Annotated in this window: 14 protein-coding genes; 5 read left to right on the forward strand and 9 right to left on the reverse strand. The window is 36.3% G+C overall.

What is annotated here, in order from left to right; all coding sequences use genetic code 11:
• Positions 1–106: 106 nt before the first annotated feature.
• The 3 genes from AC1RJ8_RS10580 to AC1RJ8_RS10590 all read left to right on the forward strand — a co-directional run bounded on the left by AC1RJ8_RS10580 (position 107) and on the right by AC1RJ8_RS10590 (position 3,678).
• Positions 107–2,263: a transglycosylase domain-containing protein gene (locus AC1RJ8_RS10580; RefSeq protein WP_492953780.1), complete on the forward strand. Its 2,157-nt coding sequence runs from the start codon at positions 107–109 to the stop codon at positions 2,261–2,263.
• Positions 2,264–2,420: 157 nt separating this feature from the next.
• Positions 2,421–2,963 (forward strand): hypoxanthine phosphoribosyltransferase, encoded by a 543-nt coding sequence (gene hpt, locus AC1RJ8_RS10585; protein ID WP_492953781.1) that lies wholly within the window; start codon positions 2,421–2,423, stop codon positions 2,961–2,963.
• 55 nt (positions 2,964–3,018) lie between these two features.
• The gene (locus tag AC1RJ8_RS10590; RefSeq protein WP_108197006.1) at positions 3,019–3,678 is read left to right on the forward strand and encodes a phosphatidylserine decarboxylase family protein; all 660 of its coding nucleotides are present in this window, start codon (positions 3,019–3,021) and stop codon (positions 3,676–3,678) included.
• Between the two features lie 325 nt (positions 3,679–4,003).
• On the opposite strand, the gene AC1RJ8_RS10595 is transcribed toward AC1RJ8_RS10590, so the two are convergent.
• The 6 genes from AC1RJ8_RS10595 to trmD all read right to left on the reverse strand — a co-directional run bounded on the left by AC1RJ8_RS10595 (position 4,004) and on the right by trmD (position 9,566).
• The gene (locus tag AC1RJ8_RS10595; protein ID WP_492953782.1) at positions 4,004–5,179 is read right to left on the reverse strand and encodes a mechanosensitive ion channel family protein; all 1,176 of its coding nucleotides are present in this window, start codon (positions 5,177–5,179) and stop codon (positions 4,004–4,006) included.
• A gap of 70 nt (positions 5,180–5,249) precedes the next feature.
• Complete coding sequence (gene rplS / locus AC1RJ8_RS10600; RefSeq protein ID WP_057930964.1) at positions 5,250–5,597, reverse strand: 50S ribosomal protein L19; 348 nt, start codon at positions 5,595–5,597, stop codon at positions 5,250–5,252.
• A 231-nt stretch (positions 5,598–5,828) separates the two neighbouring features.
• Complete coding sequence (locus tag AC1RJ8_RS10605; protein WP_492953783.1) at positions 5,829–6,317, reverse strand: hypothetical protein; 489 nt, start codon at positions 6,315–6,317, stop codon at positions 5,829–5,831.
• Between the two features lie 115 nt (positions 6,318–6,432).
• Positions 6,433–8,214, reverse strand: a complete 1,782-nt coding sequence (locus AC1RJ8_RS10610; protein ID WP_492953784.1) for a sensor histidine kinase — start codon at positions 8,212–8,214, stop codon at positions 6,433–6,435.
• Positions 8,192–8,827, reverse strand: coding sequence for a response regulator (locus AC1RJ8_RS10615; protein WP_492953785.1), 636 nt, complete (start codon positions 8,825–8,827; stop codon positions 8,192–8,194). Before AC1RJ8_RS10615 ends, AC1RJ8_RS10610 begins: the two co-directional genes overlap by 23 nt.
• A 64-nt stretch (positions 8,828–8,891) precedes the next feature.
• On the reverse strand, positions 8,892–9,566 hold the full coding sequence (gene trmD / locus AC1RJ8_RS10620) for a tRNA (guanosine(37)-N1)-methyltransferase TrmD (RefSeq protein ID WP_492953786.1): 675 nt from the start codon (positions 9,564–9,566) through the stop codon (positions 8,892–8,894).
• A 203-nt stretch (positions 9,567–9,769) separates the two neighbouring features.
• Between trmD and AC1RJ8_RS10625 the strand changes: the two genes are divergently transcribed.
• The gene (locus AC1RJ8_RS10625; protein ID WP_492953787.1) at positions 9,770–11,923 is read left to right on the forward strand and encodes an ATP-dependent helicase; all 2,154 of its coding nucleotides are present in this window, start codon (positions 9,770–9,772) and stop codon (positions 11,921–11,923) included.
• Positions 11,924–11,954: 31 nt separating this feature from the next.
• Here the strand turns inward: AC1RJ8_RS10625 and rimM are convergent, their stop codons facing one another.
• On the reverse strand, positions 11,955–12,482 hold the full coding sequence (gene rimM / locus AC1RJ8_RS10630) for a ribosome maturation factor RimM (RefSeq protein ID WP_492953788.1): 528 nt from the start codon (positions 12,480–12,482) through the stop codon (positions 11,955–11,957).
• Between the two features lie 167 nt (positions 12,483–12,649).
• Positions 12,650–13,222: a 30S ribosomal protein S16 gene (locus tag AC1RJ8_RS10635; protein WP_492953789.1), complete on the reverse strand. Its 573-nt coding sequence runs from the start codon at positions 13,220–13,222 to the stop codon at positions 12,650–12,652.
• A gap of 143 nt (positions 13,223–13,365) precedes the next feature.
• Between AC1RJ8_RS10635 and AC1RJ8_RS10640 the strand changes: the two genes are divergently transcribed.
• On the forward strand, positions 13,366–13,887 hold the full coding sequence (locus AC1RJ8_RS10640; protein ID WP_492953790.1) for a 5' nucleotidase, NT5C type: 522 nt from the start codon (positions 13,366–13,368) through the stop codon (positions 13,885–13,887).
• Between the two features lie 61 nt (positions 13,888–13,948).
• Here the strand turns inward: AC1RJ8_RS10640 and AC1RJ8_RS10645 are convergent, their stop codons facing one another.
• Positions 13,949–17,065, reverse strand: a complete 3,117-nt coding sequence (locus AC1RJ8_RS10645; protein ID WP_492953791.1) for a DUF2135 domain-containing protein — start codon at positions 17,063–17,065, stop codon at positions 13,949–13,951.
• Positions 17,066–17,173: the final 108 nt, after the last annotated feature.

Genomic DNA, 17,173 nt, shown 5'->3' on the forward strand with positions numbered 1-17,173 from the left:
CAAAACATAGCCACAAATACTTTTATTTAGGCTTTTTAACTGTAATTTTAACACGAAATAAACATTTAATTGTTACGTTTAAGCAATTAACCATTTTAACGACTATATGCGAATACCAAAAATTAAGATCCCCAAAAAATATTTAAAAATCGGAGCCTGGGTTTTAGGTGTTTTTTTAGTTGTTTGTATTGCTTTAGGTGCGGTTGCCTATAGCAAAAGGGAAGCACTTCTTAAAAAAATGGTCGCCAAAGCAATTGCTAAGGCCGATAAGGATTATGGTTTGGAAGTTAAAATCGGATCGGCTGGTTTTACAGGCTTTAGCACTGTAAAAATGACCAATATTTCTGTTGTTCCTAAAGATAGGGATACGCTTTCTAATATTGGCGAACTTAGCGTTGGTGTTAAACTTTTCCCGCTCATTTTTGGCAAAGTAAAACTCTCAGAAGTAAAACTGAACAATGGTTTTGTAAGTGTTGTACTTAAAGATTCAACCACAAATATCGATTTCATCTTAAAGCGCAAGAAAAAGGACAGCACCCAAACTAATGGAAAAGCCAACTTACCGGAAATAGCCAGTAACATCTTAAATCAGGTTTTATACAAAATCCCTGACGACATGGATGTGAAGAATATGATCTTTAAACTAAACGATCATGACACAGCCAAATTGAGTTTTGCAACGACGGCTACAATTGATGGGGGTGACTTAAAATCAACCATTGATGTGAATGGTCACGAATCTACCTGGCATGTAGATGGATATGTAAATCCAGGCAGCAAAGAATTAAGCTTTACCGCTTATGCTGATGGAAAAAAACTGGAATTACCCTACTTAAACAACAAGCTCCATGCAAAAATCAATTTTGATACCTTACAAACCGAACTTAAAAATGCGAAATACAGTGGAGACGATTATAAAATTTCTGGCTCCTGGTCGGTAAAAAACATGCTAATTAATCAGCCGCGCATTGCTTCAAACGATATCATTATACAAAACGCAAAACTGGATGCCGATATTCTGGTAGGACCTAATTACATTGCTTTAGACAGCACTTCAACAGCCTACCTAAAAAATGCACAGATCCATCCTTTTGTTAAATATACTTTAGGAAAGAACAAAATATATGAGTTAAAACTAAATGCTGAAGAACAGGATGCGCAAGGCGTTTTAGATGCTTTTCCACAAGGCCTGTTCGAATCGCTGGAAGGATTAAAAGTACAGGGGAAGGTGAAGTATAACCTAAATTTTTATTTAGATACAAAAATACCTGATAGTGTGCGCTTTAGTTCTACCTTAACACCGGTTGATTTCAAAATTGTACAATGGGGTAAAACCAATCTACAAAAAATCAATAGCCCATTTGTATATACACCTTATGAGTATGGTAAACCGATGCGCAATATTACCATAGGTCCATCAAACCCGAATTTTACACCATTATCTTCAATATCGAAAAACTTTATTAATGCGGTTTTAACAGCAGAAGACCCATCATTTTTTACACACAATGGCTTTGTTGAAGAATCGATCCGTAAATCAATCGCCGTAAACTTTAAAGAAAAGAAATTTAAACGCGGTGGCAGTACCATCAGCATGCAGCTGGTTAAAAACGTTTATTTAAGCCGTCAAAAAACCTTGGCCCGTAAAGCCGAGGAGATTTTAATTGTTTGGCTTATTGAGCATAACCACCTGGTAAGCAAACAACGGATGCTCGAAGTATATTTCAACATTATGGAACTAGGGCAGAATATTTATGGAATAGGTGAGGCTTCACGCTATTATTTTGGAAAACAACCTGCCGATTTAACCATCGGCGATGGATTATTCCTGGCGAGTATTGTTCCTAAACCAAAGGCATCGATGTATAAATTCATGGCTGATGGTAGTTTGAAACCTTACATGTTCAACTATTTTAGGTTTATGGGAAATATTATGGCAAGAAGAGGTTTAGTGGCGAGCGATACTTCTGGCTATGGCTTCTATAATGTACGTTTAAGAGAGGGCCTCCGCCAGTATTTAGCACCTGATACGGCTGTTGTTGATACTACAGCATTTGATGATGACGGAGACGGCTTACCAGTTGTAATTGTACACGATAAAAATAAAAGTTTCTTCGAACGCCTTTTTGGTGGTGGATCTAAAAAAGATACCACAAGCAAACAGATAACCACACCAACCGATACTACTAAAACCAAAAAACAATTGAGGCAGGAGCGTAGGGAGGAACGAAGACGACAAAAGGAATTGGAAAAAACGCAGTAGCAATGAGTTTGCGGTTGTCAATTGGCAGTTACCAGTTGAGCCACACCATTAAACAATTAACCATGACCAAGTTTGCAATTGGTGGTTTACGGTTCTTAGTTAAAACCAACGATTAACCAATTTATACAATTAAACAAAATAACCTTTAAACAGCAACATGCACAAAATAAAAGTAGAGGATAAAGAGTTCGAGATATTTTTAGAGAACGATACCTTAAACAAACGGATCCGTTTACTGGGCATCCAGATCAATGTTGATTACGAGGGTAAATGCCCGCTATTTATTGGTGTATTAAATGGTAGTTTTTTGTTTATGGCCGATCTAATCAAAGAAATAACCGTACCCTGCGAAATTGCTTTTATGCGTGTGGCCTCATACGAGGGAACAGCAAGTTCGGGAAATGTAAAAGAATTAATCGGACTGCCCGATAACATCGAAGGCAGAGATATTATCATTGTAGAAGATATTGTTGATACAGGCTTAACCTTAACGCATATTTTAAAAACGATAAAAGAAAAAAATCCTGCTTCAATTAAAGTCGCTTCTCTTTTGCTTAAACCAAGTGCTTTAAAATATGAAATTGAAGAACTAGAATACGTTGGTTTTGAAATACCTAACGAATTTGTGGTGGGTTACGGATTAGATTACAATGGCCTTGGCAGAAACCTGACTGATATTTACAGAGCAACCGGGGCATAATTTTTAGATTGGATTAATTTATTTTTCGCACCTTTGCCCAATAATTTCTAAAACAATGACCATACATAAAGAAGGCTACACCACCATTGCCTTAAGCATATTGTTTATCTTCGTAATCAACGCAGTAGTTGATTATAAATATCACGACATTACCTGGTTGCGCTGGTTCATTTATATCTTTTCAGCAGCATTATTTATTATTGTACTGCAGTTTTTCCGCAACCCAAGCCGCAGCTTTTCTTCGGGCGAAAACCTGGTTATCTGCCCGGCAGATGGCAAAGTGGTAGTAATTGAAGAAACAGAAGAAGGTGAATATTTTAAAGATAAACGTTTACAGGTTTCAATTTTTATGTCGCCAATAAATGTTCACATTAATCGCAATCCAATTTCTGGAGTGGTGAAGTTCTTCAAATATCACCCAGGAAAATACCTTGCGGCATGGAATCCAAAATCATCAACAGAGAACGAGCGTACAACAACTGTTGTGGAGCATAAAAATGGCACCCCCGTATTGTTCCGTCAAATTGCCGGTGCTTTAGCCCGCAGAATTGTATGGTATGTAAAAGAAGGCGACCAAGTGGTACAAACAGAGCAGTTTGGCTTCATTAAATTCGGATCGAGGGTTGATGTGTTTTTACCTGTAGGGACAAAAGTTAACGTGGAGCTTAACCAGGTTGTAAAGGGTGGAATCACTACCCTGGCGACTTTAAGTTAAGGATATAATATTTTAAAAGAAGCCGGTTTAGTTAATGCTAAATCGGCTTTTTTGTTCATTTTACAAATATTTAGATGGCAATTTATATCCCTTTAGGATATTCTATACATATTCTAATCTAGTCGTCACCCTGAACCGAGCTTTAGCGAGCTCACCGAAGGTAATTCATTTCAGGGTCTATTTTGCAGGAAAGATGCTGACCACGAAGTAGCTACAAGACAATTGAAAACACTATCTTACTTGTAAAATAATTCAGCATGACGATCATCGTCTAAGCAAATAGTTAAATTAATAAATATTAATCGGATGCAGGGTATGTAATCACTTAATCCATAGCATCATTACCTACCTCTTCTTTATCACCTGCAGGAGCTGGCCTATCGCTAATTAAGCGTTGTGTAGGGTAGGCAAAATCCGACTTATTACGGATAACGATATCCATAATTTCAAGGTTGATCTCTTGTCTGATTTTAAGGAATTCGGTATAATTTAGCACGGTTACAAAATAGTTAACCTCTACATTTAAACCCGAATCGCCAAAGCTCTTAAAGGAAGCATTTCCATCATCACTGGTACCTTGATGATTATTGATGTAACTTTCTATCTCGGTAATAATTTTTCTAAGTGATTCCGAATTGGTTTCGTAAGTAAGCCCGATGATAAAAGAGACCTTGCGCGAATTCCTTAGTGAAAGGTTTTCCAAAACGCCATCAATCATACCTCTATTAGGTATAGTAGCCATCGTTTTTTCAGAGGTTCTGATCCTTGTACTCCTAAAACCTACTTTTTCAACCGTTCCTTCCACACCATCAACCTTTACCAGATCGCCAACGGTAAAAGGTTTATCTAAAAAAATGGTGAACGAACCTATTAAGTTCTCTAAGCTCTCTTTAGCAGCCAAAGCAATGGCAATACCACCAATGCCCAATCCAGTAATCAGCGTTAATACATTAACCTCGAAAACAAAACCAAGAAGGGTAAAAAAACCGATAAATATTACGATCGTTTTAAACAGCTCTTTTAAAAAGGGCACCAGCTGATCGTCGGCCTTATTATCTGTAAGCGAAGCTTTATAAAGAAGCACGTGGCTAATAAAGTCGATTATCCTTAAAATAATCCAAAAAATTGATAAAATGATCCCAAACAAAAATATCCGGTCAATACAATCGCCAATTGTTACAGGTATTAACTCCTTAACCTTACCAATTAATTTGCTGTAATGGAATACAGCTACCTCTAGTGGGTGTTTTAACTGGTTAATGGATAGATAAAGTGTGGTTAACAGAATAAAAACCTCGATGGGTTTTACCAATAAGGCAACGAAAGCATCGTTATGGGATTGATTTGAAAAGTTTCTGAAAAGCTTAAACAGCAACCTACTTAACAGCTTAGAAACAATGTTCTTAAAAACTAAGCCTAAAAAAAGTATGCCTCCGAAAAGGAAATAGGCTTTTACGGTATTACCCCAAAACACTTGGTCGAAAAAAGCAGAATCTAACATTTAACAAAAGTACAAACAAAAAAACCTCCACGAAATTAATCGTGAAGGCTATATCTTATAATAAAGAATATTATTTTCTCAAAGATTTGATACGAGCAGCTTTACCAGTTAAAGCGCGTAAATAGAACAATTTCGCTCTACGAACTTTACCATAGCTATTCACTTCTACTTTCTCAATGTTTGGAGAACTAAAAGGGAAAATACGCTCAACACCAACGCCGTTGCTCATTTTACGAACGGTGAAGGTTTCGTTAGCACCTGCACTGTTACGTTGTATTACAACACCTTGGTAAATTTGAACACGTTCTTTATTACCTTCGCGAATTTTATAGTGTACGCTCACTGTATCGCCAGACTTGAACGCAGGAAAATCTTTTTTCGCGATGGCCTGCTCTTCAACAAATTTTACTAAATCCATGATTTTAAGCTATTAAACCAACTTTCTTTACCTTGAAAATCGGATTGCAATATTAGGGATTTTTTTTCATATAAAAAAACCTATTTTAATTTTTTCCACAATCTTTATGAATTCCACATTCGATTGTGTTAAATGCTTCTATTCCAAAAGATCAGGAGAGCACTTATTCGCGAATATATCTCAAATTTAGTGTTCAATATCCTAAGGTAAAATATTTACGTATTGATGATATCAAATGTGAATAATACAATTAGGCAATGTTTCTTCCGCTTTTATTATCTTTTCTAAAATGCTATCCCGACTTTCTTCCACCTCTTCGTCGTGAGGCGATATATGCAGTTCTTTGAGGTTTTTTAAATCTTTTAAAACCCATATATCTTCTAAGCGGATTTTGGTTCTCCAGATATCGAGGTATTCCAGATCGGTCAGTTTGTTCAGGTAAGGCAAACACGCTTTAGTAATATCTTCATGCTTCATCAGGGTTAAATCTTTAAGCTGCTTAACATTGCTGATCAATTTAACTCCCTCATCGGTAACTCTCGTTTCTTTTAAATAAATACTTCCCATAACCGAAACTTTTGCAAAAAGCATGGCTAAATACGCATCATCAACCAACGAATCGATACTGGTAAAACCGGGCAGTTCTGTAGGGATATTTTTCGCTTCGGTAATATGTCCGAAATGCCACCAAAACTGTTTTTCTGCGCCCCTGAGTTTCATTTTTTTATTAAAGGGTATATTGCTTTAATAAGCTAAAGTATGCGAAATATACTCAGGTAAACATACCCATTAAAGGGTATATTAACAGCTACACACTCAAGAAAAAGGCTAAAATTTAACGATTGGATGGAATATTAATCTGAATAATAGTGCCTTCATTTTTAGTACTGCTGATTTCGAAATTACCTTTGTAGTAATTCACTCTCTTTTCAATGTTTTCGAGCCCAAAGCCCTTGCTTGTTTTCTGCAGATCGAAGCCGAGCCCATCATCGGTAAACTGAAAATGGTAATTTTTGGTATATTTATAAAGCTCCAAGGTAATTAGCTCAGCATTACCATGTTTAATGGCATTATTTATAACCTCAAGTGTAATAAGATATAAATCATAAATCCACTTTTCATCAATTTTATCAGGAAAATCATAACAGAAAAGCTCAATTTTTGCATTTGTTAAACCTGCGTTCAGGCTTGAGATCTGGCTTTGTAAACTAGATATCAAAGCCCCTTCATCAAGTGCTTTCGGCAGTATTTTATGAGATATTTCTCTGATATCTTCTGCCAGTTCGTTTATGGTTTGCTTGGCAAGCCCGGCATTCTTCATGTCAAAGAGATGAATAATATGGGCAATCTTGCTCCCTACATTGTCGTGAATAATATTAGCGATGTTTCTTCGCTCACGTAGCTGAACCTCACTAATGGCCCTCAGCGAGCTTTCTTTTTCGAAAATAACCTGTTGCATCAGTTCGTTGTTCTTCAAAAAAATATCAATATAATTTCTTGATAAAACATATCCGAACAAAAACACTTCATAAAGGCCGATAAACAACATCCAATTATCGCCCAGTGATTTTGGAATAATTTCAAATGTCTTTAAAATTAAGCACGCGCCCCATACAAACTGTGGCGCAAAGGCAAGAAGCGCATAAATAGCCTGGGTTTTTTCAATTTTCAGGTGCGTTAATGCCGCCCAGAAAAGTACGACAATAGAAGCCAGGAATATCGTATAGCCCAACACAAAAAAGTAGCGAAATTCAAACCCCTTATAAAACACCAATAAGGAAATCGAAATTAAAATCAGTGAAAAGTTTATACCGCCAAGCACTATAATTAACTTATGTTTAACCGGCTGATTTTCTTTTAACTTTAAAAAATATTCAAGAAAAATACTCAGGGCAATATACCAAAGTGCTCCAGTGTAAACCCGGCCCTCGCTAAAAAACCTAAACTCGGGAAATAAAACATGCTTGGCGAAATTGGTTGTAATTGCCGCGTAAAACACAGTTAATACAGAATAGCCAATGTAATAACCATATAACCTGCTTTTAGTCATGAAAAACAATATCCCATTGATCATGAGCAGCAAAAATACCATACCGATAAAAAAAGATGTCAGCGCTGTTTTTTGAGATGACTTGCTTTCTAAATAAACCTGATCTTCCAAACTATAAGAAAAATCTAAATAGGACGTCTCTTTTTTAACCCGTACCCAAAGTAATTTTTCTTCGCCTGGCTGCAGGTTAATTTCAAATGCCAGGGTTTCAATAAACGGACTCTTGCCAGCCGTTCTATCGCCAATGGTTTTAATTAATCTACCATCGTAAAGGCTAAGGCTATCGATATGGTTATTGTTAAAACACAACCATGTTTTATTGCTTTGCGAAGTATTTATATTTTTAATAATAAATCTGCACCATACCGCCGCATTTTTGTTATAGCCGATATTAACCTTGCTATCCTGCTTAAATGGATGAAATTTTTGTTTTTGGAGCATCCCGCTCGTCCACGACGAATTTTGGTCTAAAGCATAGCCGGATATTACAGATATTGATTTGTTTGTGGTTTGTGCACAAGAGAGTAGCGGGAATAGCAAAAAGCTAATCAAGTAGATTATTCTCATGAGCAAACTTAATGAGCGAACTGCTGTTATTGATTTCCAACTTCCGGTGGATGTTCTTCCGATGGGTAGTTACGGTTGTTATGCTGATAAATAGGACTTCAGCAATTTCTTTACTGGTTAATCCTTTAATGATTAATTTAATAATCTCTTTTTCCTGTCTGGATATCCTGAATTTATTTACGATTGAACCATCAATGGCGCTATACACACTCTCGCCTTTTTTATAACTCTTATTGGTATAAAACGTTGTGTCTTTATTTGATTCGATAATACTGATAAGCTCTTCGGCAGGTGTTTCCTTTTTTAGGAAAGCATTCACACCCAGTTTCTTTGCCTTTTGAATCAGAAAATCTTCGTAATAAGCAGTGAGAACAATTATTTTGGTATTTTTTAGTTGGGATCTAAGTTCTTCGATCAATACAAAACCATCAAAGTGGTTAATATTTAAATCACAGATGAAAACATCAGCAATGTTTTGCATTAAATGGTTTCTGCAGGAATGTACATCGCTGAATTTAAAAATGCCATAATTGTTCCCGGTATTTTTAAGCAATTCGGAAATGCCGTTTAAAAAAAGTAAATGGTCATCACAAATAACGATTTGTTTGTGCATATTATCGGGAACTAGAAGCGTTTCTCCTAAAATAGAATTTACCTTTATAATTTACAAGGAAATTTTATTCTAAAAGGTCAGGGCGACGTTTTTTGGTTCGCTCTAATGCCTGTTCGTGCCTCCATTCGTTCACTTTGGCTTCATGACCGCTTAATAAAACATCGGGCACTTTATGTCCACGCCAGTCTGCAGGGCGGGTATAAACTGGTGCATCAAGCAGTTCTCCCTGAAAACTATCAGATAAGGCTGAAGTTTCATCATTTAAAACACCCGGGATTAAACGTACAACAGCATCTACCACAATCGCTGCAGGAAGCTCGCCACCGCTTAAAACATAATCACCAACCGAGATCTCCCTCGTTACAAAAATATCGCGTATACGCTGATCTATGCCTTTGTAGTGGCCACATAAAATAATAATGTTCTTTTTAATAGAAAGTTCATTGGCTGTGCTCTGGTTTAAAGTAACACCATCGGGACTCATGAAAATAACCTCATCGTATGTTCTTTCTGCCTGAAGCTTTTCAATACAGGCCGCAAAAGGCTCAATACTCATCACCATACCGCTACCCCCGCCGTACTGGTAATCGTCTACACTTTTTTGTTTGTTGGTGGCATAATCCCTCAGGTTATGGACAACAATTTCGGCTATGCCTTTTTTTTGTGCGCGTTGCAAAATAGAATGAGCAAACGGACTTTCTAATAAAGCTGGCAAAACGGTTATAATATCGAAACGCATGCTGCAAAGGTAAGTCTTTAGTCTGAAGTCTTTAGCCTGAAATAGAATTTCGCTGGTTGATCATATTTGAATGGATAGGAAGTAAGAATAAGTCGTATAAATAATTCCAGAAGAGATTCAAAATTAGATACCCTTAAAAATTCGTAAATTAGCTTAAAGTTAAAAAAAACGGAGGGCACCAGATATTAAAGTTCACCATTCCAATGGAGAAAGTAAAAACTGATTTAAGCAATTTAAATGACCAACAGAGGGAAGCCGTTGTTTCAGAAACAAAACGGTTGCTCGTTCTTGCTGGTGCGGGTTCAGGAAAAACAAAAACACTTTTGCAAAAATTGATTTATTTAATTGAAGAAAGGAATGTTAATCCCTCTAATATATTAGCTATTACATTTACTAAAAATGCCGCTAATGAAATGCTTGATAGGCTGATCATTTCGGCGGATGATACCGAAAACTATCGTGAAATTTTATCAGATAAAAATAAATCTGCAAAAGAAAAGGATATTGAGCGATATTTTTTCAGTAAAAAGTACAAATGGATTGAAAATATCACACTTCGTACATTTCACAGTTTGTGCTATAATATTTTAAGAAATTTTGGCGTAAACGAGTTTGATAATAAATTCAAAATAATTGGTGAAACAAAAACCCACGAAGATGAGTTCGCAAAATATTCTGCAACAGAAACATCCTTTGAGGTTATGCATAAAATTTTGATTGAATGTTGTGAATCGAAAAATTACCTTTTAGATTTAAAAAGATATATTCTTGATTATTTAGTAGATAAAATTCATCAAAAAAAACAAACTACGCCTAATTTATATCCCGAGGGAAAGTATTACACATCTTTAAATGGAACAAAAGTAAGATCCAAATCCGAGCAATATATTTCAGACTGGCTTTATAGACACAGTATAAAATTTGAATATGAACCAATTATAAATTTTTCTGATTTTGATTTCAAACCCGATTTCTTTATTCCTGAAGCAAATTTATACATCGAACATGTTAGTGACAAAAGCTATTTAACTAAAAACAAAGAAGATCAGTTTCGAAAAGCAAACAAACTTCTTGTAAAAACTTATGAGAAGCAAACAGAAGATACAGCTCTATTTAATATTACGCTAGAAAAGATCGTTAAGAACAGACTACCCGCAAATTACCACTATATTAGTGCGTTAAAGTTTGAAGAAGAGTTTAAATTTTACCACAAAGAAATAAAGGACTTCTTAAGATTGGCGCTTTCAACCTTGGATTTGATAAAGGTCGAAAATTTAGCAACGGATGTATTATTGAAAAAATCGCAACAAGATCAACATGAAAGAGTAAGAGATTTTTACAAACTAGCTATCCCATTATTAAAAGAGTATCAGAAGTACTGTACCAATAAATCATATTTGGATTTTAACGATATGATTATTAAAACCATTGATTTATTCAAAAATCATAAAGAAATCGGTGATAAATTCAGACAGAAGTTTGAGTACATTTTAGTTGATGAATTTCAGGACGTAAATAATCTTCAAGTAGAGTTTATCAAATTATTGTTAACACAAAATAATCAATTGTTTTGTGTTGGAGATGATTGGCAAAGTATTTATGGCTTTAGGGGGTCTAATGTTGATTATATTGTAAATTTTGAAAGCTATTTTCCGCATTCCAAAACAATAAAATTAAATATGAACTATAGAAGCACTGAGCATATAGTAGGTGCTAGTAATGAAGTTATAAAACACAATAAATTTAAGGTTGAGAAAAATATTCAATCCTTTAAAAAATCAGATAACAAAATTACCATCTTTGCTGGAAAAGATGAAAATGAGAATCTCGACTATGTTGTCGATGAGGTAAAAAAATTAATTTTAAAAGGCTATTTAAGAGAAGATATTCTTTTTTTGTACAGAAGAAGCAAGATGTTTAATCCTTATTTAGATCGCATGAAACATGAAAAATTGTCTGTTACAGGAAAAACAATACATGCATCAAAGGGTTTGGAAGCTAAAGCCGTTTTCATTATTGGACTAACCGAAGGAAACGGCGGTTTCCCCGATATTTGGATGGAGGATAGAATTTTTCAAGCAATAAAGATTTCAAATCATGATTTATTGTTTGAGGAAGAAAGAAGGCTTTTTTATGTTGCCATTACTAGGGCCAAAGATGAGTTGTTTTTAATTACTGAAAAAGGAAATGAATCAAGCTTCTTAAAAGAAATACCAGACATTTTTACTCATAAAATAAACTTTTTATTTAAACCGATAATTGAACATAATAAAACATGTAATAGCTGTAAAAATCAGCTAGATACAAATTTTGTTTTTTGCCCTTACTGTGGAAAAAAACAAATTGAATCTAATTAATACTTTTTTAGCTAAAATCAGAAAGATTATTTTATTTTTCTAAATAGATATCCAGCAAACCTTCAGGCAGATCCAAAGTCAAGCTTTTCTCATCCTCATCGTATTCTACAATAAAGTCTTCATTTAGCGGGAACAGGATTTCGGTTTCTTTATACATCACTGTAGCCACAAATTGTTGCGGATATTCGTTTACTTCCAAAATTTCGCCCAATTCGCCTAAAGTTTCATCTATTGCTAAATAGCCTTTAAAATCGGTATAGAAAAATTCTCCTTCTTCGCGTTCTGGAATTTGTGATAGGGGCAGGTATAATTTCTTTTTTAATAGCGGCTGCACTTTATCGATATGGTCAGCGTCATCAAAGTTAAAATAGCCGGTTTTATTGGCCTGCAGTTTTGCCGAAGCCACAAAATACGGAACAAGCTTACCGTTCATATCCGCAAATACCACATCAAATTCGAGTTGTTCGTATTCATCAAATTCGAAAAATACCTGAACTTCTCCTTTTAAACCTCTCGTTTTGGTAACGTAACCTATATAAAATGCTTCTTCGTGTTTCATACCCCAAATTAAACGTCACCCTAACCTGTAGCATAGCGGAAAGCTACGCAGTATTTATTTCAGGGTCTTCCCAGAAAGATGCTGAAACAGGTTCAGCATGACGAACTGTAAATAAAAATAGCGTTCCGAAATTCGGAACGCTATTTTATGAGACAAAATAATTAAAATTATTCTGCTCCTTCTTCTTTAGTAGCTTCTGCTGCAGGAGCCTCTTCAGTTGCTTCAGCTTCAACAGCTGGTGCTTCTTCTGTAGCTTCTTCTTCAACAACTTCTTCTGCAACTGGTGCATTTTTAGCTGCGATAGCTGCTGCTTTATCTTCTTTTTTCTTAGCTTCTGCTGCTAATGCCGCTTTACGCGCATCTGCTTTAGAAGTAGCTAAACCTTCTGATTTACCAGAAATTTTACCTGCTTTAGCATCTAACCAAGCTGCAAATTTTTCATCTGCCTGTTCTTGAGTTAAAGCACCTTTTTTAACACCACCTTCTAAGTGTTTTTTGTACAAAACACCTTTGTAAGAAAGGATAGCGCGAGCAGTATCAGTTGGTTGTGCACCACTGTTTACCCAAGCTAAAGTTTTTTCGAAGTTAATTTCGATGGTTGCAGGATTGGTGTTTGGGTTGTAAGAACCTAAACGCTCAATAAATTTACCATCACGTGGAGAGCGAGAATCTGCTACCACAACGTGGAAAAAAGGTTTTCCTTTTTTACCGAATCTTTGCAATCTGATTTTAGTTGCCATTTCTTTTTGTATTTATGTATTCAACATAGTTCCCGGAGCTTCATGCTGCGGGGCTGCAAAGATAACTAAAATACTGTAAATTAAAAACATAGTTTAATTTCTTTGTTTTCAGGATATTTGCGCCGAAATATTTGCAGGTACAAATGGAAAGAATTGCGATTGATATGGACGAGGTAATTGCCGATGCCCTTGGAAAATTTATTAAACTATATAACCGGGATTTTAACGTTCCTTTAGACTTAAAAATTGATGCCGGAAACGAAATCTATCACCATGTTCCGCAAGATGTTAACCAGAAATGGTTCGAATATATAAACGAGCCTGGTTTTTTCCGCGATCTTGAGGTTATTGCTGATAGCCAACGGGTAATTAAGGCTTTACAGGAGAAGTATGATGTTTATATTGTTTCGGCAGCGATGGAGTTCCGAAATTCATTGGTTGATAAGTACGATTGGATGGCCGAACATTTTCCTTTCATCGATTGGCAGCACATTATGTTCTGCGGAAATAAAATTGTAAATGTTGATATTATCATTGACGACCGCACTAAAAACTTTGTGAATTTTGCAGGCAGACCATTGTTATTTACCTCTCCACATAATTTATTGATAACCGAATACGAGCGCGTTAATACCTGGGAAGAAGTAGCAGGTTTATTGCTATAATATTAATTCATGGGGGTCGACTTAAGTCGACCCCCATGAATGCAATTAATCAATATAATCCCTAAAAATTAAATTCGCCTACAAGGTTGGCTCCGCTACTTCTGGCTGCCATAGGCAACACAATTACTTTCCGCTGTTGTTTGCCTGTTGCGTATCGGGTATAAATCTCAGCCGTCACCGTTGTTGGTCCACTAATGTTAATCTGCCTATCGCCGTAATAGTTAACCTCGATTTTATATTTTCCCTTTATTGCTTTTTTGATCATAAATTGTTCGGGGCCATAACCGGAAGTGAAATCGTTGCTGATCCTGCCACCTATTTTTGTTCTCGAGTTTCCATAAAATCCTTTTTCGCCAGTTGGGTCGGTTAGCCATAAATCGATATCAGTATCGTTTTTATTCCAATTGAGCACCACGCGCACATCTACTGGCAAAGGCTGTATTAACCTTTTATCAATCCCACTGATACTTAGGCTATTGCCGTGTTTTGCAATCAGGTTATTGATTTCGGATAACACAATCTCCTCGATTCCCTGGTCTCGATCGGTAATCTGACTGTTATAACTTTGGGTAAGTACCTTATATAAATAATCAAGTGCAACCTGGTATTGCCCGTTATCTGCCAGTGCTAAAGCGTAATCGCGGTAACTCTGCGCATCCATTGGCCTCCATTGCAAAACCTTCTTTGTGATAAAAATCTCGTCTTTATAATTTCCGGTCTGCTTTAATTTATAGGCTAAAATTTTATATAAATCGGCATTCTCCAAGTCCAGATCGGCAATATTACTTAAAATGGTCAGTGCCCTAACACTATCTTTCTGTTGGTAAAACCAATTGGCTACATCAAAATAAAACATCGGTGTGCTGATGTAGCTTGAACGCATTTTTAAATAAGCCTGATAAGCGCTGTCTGGTTTTCCAACCAGGTTTTTCATATAATCTTTATCACTTTTAAATTCGGGGATTATAATTGCGGGTTGTTGTTGTACCGGTGGCGGCATCCTTATTGCATCTACATTTTGCACTTGAACACCTGCAACCCTACCCGCGAGAGCACCATGCGAACTTCCTGGTGTACCACTACTATATCGATTTGAGACTGTCGCTGCAGAGCCAGTAGTAACAGTTTTGCTTTGAGCTGCGTAACCAACAACTACAATCTCATTAAGCATTTTATCATCGCTAGCCCTTGCATCTTCATCTTTTTTTACAACGGGCGCGGGCATTCTTACCCGACTTGCAGACTCAGCTCTGCTTCTTGCGCGTAACTGTTGTGCAGCTGCTCCTCTCCTTGTTCCTTCGCCAACTGGTTCTGAAAGCACGATATCAGCAGTAGGATCTCCATTTACATCTCTTTGCCCCGGATCAGGGTATCTTTCCTTCTTTTTTTCTGGTTCTTTATAGTAAAAATCTGTATTCCACCATGTTTTCAGTTCTTTGGCCATGGCTACCGCAGCATTGATTAGATCCTGTTTACGTTCCAAAATAGCAATTCTGCGTTGCTTCAAAACGGCATTATAGGCCTGCTGCAATTCAACAGGGGGTACAATATCATAACGCAGGTAATCATCAAGATTCTCTAACACGACGAGGCTGGTATTACGGGTAACAATACCAAATTGTTTACTTAAAACACTAATATCATCCTTATTATCTTCATATTGAATGTCCATTTCAGCAATTTTCTTCTGCGCCCAAACACGGCTAACATCAATGCTGCTTAAAGTATGCTCCGTAGCATTTAACCGAACAACCTGTTCTGAAACAACAGTATTTCCAAAACCAAACTGCAACGTAAATTCCGTATTAAACTCATTCATAATACCGGCTAAAGAGAAATGTCCGTTTACATTTACTTTCATTGAAGGATAAGTCTGCCTTACATCTGCTCCGTTTTTAATGCCTAAAAACTGTAGGTTTTGCTGGTTCACTTGTTTAAAAGCCTCGGCAACTGACGTGGAATTAAGATTTACAAATTGCCCCCCGGTTTTCATACTGATAAACTTTAATGTGCTATAATCTGCTTTAAGTGCTGTGTTGATACAATGAACAGGTTTATTTAAGCTCACCGTGTTTTTACCGAAAGTAGATAGTCCATCAGTAAATAAAATATATTCGTCGGCCTGCAGGCTTTTAGCGTTTATGGCACTGAAATTTGTCCCTCCATCATACACAAGATTCTTCAGTTTATCTTTTAACTGTGTCCAGTTACCATTTGAGATGATAAAAGTTCCTGCGTTTTTAAACCCATTATTAACCAAGCCTAACTGGATGGTTAAATTTTGTTTTTGTTTGATGATTAAATCCAGCAATTCTATTTCCTTCTCGGTATTGCGCTGCATACCACTTAAAGAAACATCCCATATTACACCTATTTGATTACTCCACTGTTTTTTCCGGCTGTCGGTTTTAGGGAAAACATTCACTAGAAAATAATAACCCGTAGATACTTTTTGCATTTGCACTTCAGTCAGTTCATTTCGTTTGGGCAGGTTAATAGTCAGGCCGTTTTTAGGCTGATAATTGGTTTTATTAATCTCTCCAACATAGGTATTTCCATTGGCTTTTAAATCAAAACTGCCGTCTGGCTGTTCACCCAGCTCTGGTTTTATGATACTTTCGAAAACAGTAGTTTTTAACGAAAAATTTTCAATGGCCTGGTTATAATCTAATGGCAAATGATACCTTAAAACATTCTTATTATTAAAACTTAACTCTTCCTCATAACCTACAATTATGGTTCTGCTGCCATTAGCAGGTAAGGGATAAATCCTGGTACGGAAATTATTTCCTTCAACTTTTTCCAATAAGCCCGGATCTATCCTACGGCGCTCAATACTCTCGAAAACCTCAGTTGCTTTGGCTTTTTCTACGGGAACGGCTTCGCGCATTTTCCCATTAATATCTAAAGCGTACCGGCTTATGCTAACGCCTTCTGGCATTGGAAAGGTGAGTTCACCTTCTAAAATACGGTTACTGTTATTGTGGAAGGTCATTGTCATTACCGTTGTGGCCACATTTCCTGTAATCTGCACATCAATATTTAACTTTTTAAGTTTAACGGCATCTTTTTGCTCGCTGGTTTCGGTCTGCTGTACCTTTAAAACAGGCATTTGCGCCTGAACAAAAAACATGACCAATAATAGGGGAAGGGTGAGTAAGGTTTTAGATGGTTTCATAACAGTAATTTTAAATAGTGATGCAAAAGCATTAGCGATTACATAAATTTATTTTCGGAGCCTCATCTTTTTTGGGTTTTGGAAGTAAAAAAACTTTTCAAAAATCTA

The sequence above is a fragment of the Pedobacter sp. GW822-FHT03F06 genome, from assembly GCF_058801365.1.

Coding starts and splice junctions, on each gene's coding strand:
- AC1RJ8_RS10640 (WP_492953790.1), top strand. CDS start 13,366: ATGGAAAGAATTGCGATTGATATGGACGAGGTAATTGCCGATGCCCTT.
- AC1RJ8_RS10580 (WP_492953780.1), top strand. CDS start 107: ATGCGAATACCAAAAATTAAGATCCCCAAAAAATATTTAAAAATCGGA.
- AC1RJ8_RS10610 (WP_492953784.1), bottom strand. CDS start 8,214: ATGAGAATAATCTACTTGATTAGCTTTTTGCTATTCCCGCTACTCTCT.
- hpt (WP_492953781.1), top strand. CDS start 2,421: ATGCACAAAATAAAAGTAGAGGATAAAGAGTTCGAGATATTTTTAGAG.
- AC1RJ8_RS10615 (WP_492953785.1), bottom strand. CDS start 8,827: ATGCACAAACAAATCGTTATTTGTGATGACCATTTACTTTTTTTAAAC.
- AC1RJ8_RS10595 (WP_492953782.1), bottom strand. CDS start 5,179: ATGTTAGATTCTGCTTTTTTCGACCAAGTGTTTTGGGGTAATACCGTA.
- rimM (WP_492953788.1), bottom strand. CDS start 12,482: ATGAAACACGAAGAAGCATTTTATATAGGTTACGTTACCAAAACGAGA.
- AC1RJ8_RS10645 (WP_492953791.1), bottom strand. CDS start 17,065: ATGAAACCATCTAAAACCTTACTCACCCTTCCCCTATTATTGGTCATG.
- AC1RJ8_RS10590 (WP_108197006.1), top strand. CDS start 3,019: ATGACCATACATAAAGAAGGCTACACCACCATTGCCTTAAGCATATTG.
- rplS (WP_057930964.1), bottom strand. CDS start 5,597: ATGGATTTAGTAAAATTTGTTGAAGAGCAGGCCATCGCGAAAAAAGAT.
- AC1RJ8_RS10605 (WP_492953783.1), bottom strand. CDS start 6,317: ATGAAACTCAGGGGCGCAGAAAAACAGTTTTGGTGGCATTTCGGACAT.
- AC1RJ8_RS10635 (WP_492953789.1), bottom strand. CDS start 13,222: ATGGCAACTAAAATCAGATTGCAAAGATTCGGTAAAAAAGGAAAACCT.
- AC1RJ8_RS10625 (WP_492953787.1), top strand. CDS start 9,770: ATGGAGAAAGTAAAAACTGATTTAAGCAATTTAAATGACCAACAGAGG.
- trmD (WP_492953786.1), bottom strand. CDS start 9,566: ATGCGTTTCGATATTATAACCGTTTTGCCAGCTTTATTAGAAAGTCCG.